Below are 2,971 nucleotides of genomic sequence, written 5' to 3' on the forward strand. Positions count from 1 at the left end.
GGGTGCCGCTCTTCTGCAGGAGTCCAAGACTCTCACGGCGGCCGATGTTCTCATATGGACCGAGCGGCCGTTCAGCGAGAACGCGCTGTACATCATCGACGAGAAGCTCGAGGGGCACGGCGCTACCGCGACGACACAGTCGATCGAGACGACGACGATGGCGCGGCCCGACGACGACGAGAGCCAGGTGGCCACGATGATCGAGCTTCGTGCCGTCGAAGAGGCATTTCCCTTCTACGGCACGATGGAGCTCCGGGGCGGCAGGCCCTACGAGCATTCGCTCCTTCGAAATCGGGGCGCGGTCGTACGTCCCGAGCTCCTGACTCGCCTCGGCGTCGATGTCGGAGACACCATTCGCATCGGCGATGCGAGCTTCACCATCCGCGACGTCATCGTGCGCGAAGCGGGACGAAGCGTGAGCATGTTCACCATGGGGCCGCGCGTCTTCATCGATTACGCCGATGTCGGCAGCACCGGGCTCTTTGATTTCGGGAGCCGGCTGCGCCGCCAGATTCTGGTTCGGGCCGACGGCGACGAGGTGCAGGAGCTCGTCTGGGACCTCGAAGGCGCGCTCGCCAACGAGTTCGTGCGGGTGCGTTCGTTTCGCGAAGCGGGCGATCGGCTCGCGCGCCGGCTCAATCGCGGTGAGAGCTATTTGAGTCTCGCGGGCTTCGTCATCCTGATTCTCGGGGGTGTCGGCGTCTGGAGCGTCATCCGCGTCTTCATCGCCCAGAAGCTCAAGAGCATCGCCGTTCTCAAGTGTCTCGGGGCGACGACCCGGCAGGTGCTTCTCATCTACGTCTGTCAGGTTTTCTTCCTGAGTGTCGTGGGGAGCGCCATGGGGCTCCTCATCGCCCAGTTCGCCGTTTCATTGATTCCGAGCGGGCTCGGCGTCGATTTGAAAGACGTCGAGTACGGCTTGACCTCATCGGCGGTCGTTCAAGGGGTTGGAGTGGGGCTCCTCGTCTCGGCACTGTTCTCGCTGATCCCACTGTTGCACGTGCGGCTCGTGCGCCCGCTGTGGCTGTTGCGTCCGGAAGGAAACCTGGGCCCTTCGACGAAGCGAAGAAGACTCGACCGCGTGCAAATCGTCGCCGGCGCGGTTCTCGTGGTCGCCCTCGTCGGTCTCGCCGTCTGGCAAGCGGGATCGATTCGCATTGGATGGTATGTTTGCGCCACGTTCGTGGCCGTCGCCGTGGCTCTTCACCTCGCGGGTGTCGGCCTGGTGAAGGCGGTCTCACCCCTTGCTCGAAAGGCTTACTTTCCGTTGCGGCATGCCGTATTGAACGTGAGCCGGCCGGGAAATCAGACGCGGGTCGTCCTTCTTGCCGTGGGATTGGGGTGCTGTTTCGTGCTGACGGTTCGAAACATTCAGTCGAACCTTCTGGAACAGTTTGCCATCGAGCTTCGCGACGACGCGCCCGACATGTTCTTCATCGACATCCAGCCGGATCAGACTGGGACTCTCGAGGCGCGAGCCCGCCGATTCGGGGCCGATACGGTGAAGCTGGTTCCGGTGCTTCGGGCCCGAGTCGTCGGCGTGGCCGGAGCGGCCGTCCAGCTCGACGACTACGGGGCGGTTCGAGAGCAGGGCTCTCTCGGCCGGGAATACACGATCACCTACCGGGATCATCTCGAGGACAACGAGCGAATTCTCGACGGTGCCTTCTGGGACGGCGCCCACTCTACCGATCCCGAAGTCTCGATCGAGTCGAGCCTCCGCGATCGATATCAGATCGACGTCGGCGATCGGATGACTTTCGACATCATGGGGCGTCGAATCGTTGCGAAGGTTACGAGCATCCGGGACGTCGAGTGGAGCGACGCGCGTAACGGTGGCTTCATGTTCGTGTTCCGCCCGGGCGGGCTCGAGGACGTACCCAACACCTACGCGGGGTTCATCAAGGGGCCTCGCGACCCCATGGAACGGGCTCGGTTCCAGCGTGATCTGGTCGCGGATTACTACAACATCTCGATCGTGGATCTGCGTGATGTGCTGGACGCGCTCGCCCAGGTCGTCGACAAAGTCTCGCTCGCGATTTCCGTGGTGGGGAGCGTGGCGCTCTTATCGGGGGCCATGATCCTTCTTGGCTCGGTGGCGATGACCAAGTATCAGCGACGCTACGAGACCGCAATCTTCCGCACGCTGGGAGCGAGCCGACGCCGGGTGGCGACGATGATGCTCCTCGAGTACGGGACCCTCGGTGCGATCGCCGGGATCATCGGCGCCGTGGGCGGAGGGGTGCTGGCCTTTCTGCTCAGCAACCGCATCCTCGAGGTGCCTTTTCGTCCCGAGCTCGTCTCCAATCTCGCCGCCGTGCTCATCGCCGCTCTCGCCGTGAGCCTCGTCGGAGTCGCGGTCACCCTCGACGTCGTCCGACAAAAGCCGCTCGCGATCCTTCGCGTGGGATAGCGTTCGGCCGGGACCTGGGATAAGCTCCAGGTCGCATATGAAGGGGTCGCGCTCGGTCTCCGGGGCGGATGTCTGGCAAGGCGGCTGGTTCGAGTCGCCCATTTGGGTGACGAAGAAGGATTCGAGACCCGGGCACCCCTGGTTACCGCTTTGGGTCTCGCTCGATGGACACACCAGGTCCGGCTCGATACAAATGGAGCGAGGAAGCGACGAGGACCTCCTCTCCGGACTCGAGGAGATGATTGTCGAGCTCGGACGAAAGCCGAACCGAATCGAGGTTCGCGATCCGACCCTGGCTCGCTTGCTGTCCGATCGTCTCGGGACCGAGATCGACGTCGTGCCCACCGAGCGACTCGAGGGCGTGGAAAGGTTCCTCGATCTTTTCGCCAAGGAAGCTTCAAGCTCCGATATCCCTGGCGCTCTCGAGGTGAGGGGAGTCACCGTGGAAGCAATGCGCCGTTTTGCCGAAGCGGCGCGAGCATTCTACCAAGCCGCTCCCTGGCGGCATCTTACGAATCGCGACCTCATCGAGATCCGGGCGGGAGCGCCTCCGGGCCT

The 2,971-nt window shown here is 63.4% G+C and carries 2 protein-coding genes; both read left to right on the top strand.

What is annotated here, in order from left to right:
* A partial coding sequence (locus tag VEK15_01995) for an FtsX-like permease family protein (GenBank protein HXV59436.1) occupies window positions 1-2,413 on the top strand: 2,413 nt, incomplete at its 5' end.
* Between the two features lie 37 nt (window positions 2,414-2,450).
* On the top strand, window positions 2,451-2,971 hold a 521-nt coding region (locus VEK15_02000; protein ID HXV59437.1), incomplete at its 3' end, for a hypothetical protein.

The organism is Vicinamibacteria bacterium (assembly GCA_035620555.1).
Lineage (GTDB): Bacteria > Acidobacteriota > Vicinamibacteria > Marinacidobacterales > SMYC01 > DASPGQ01.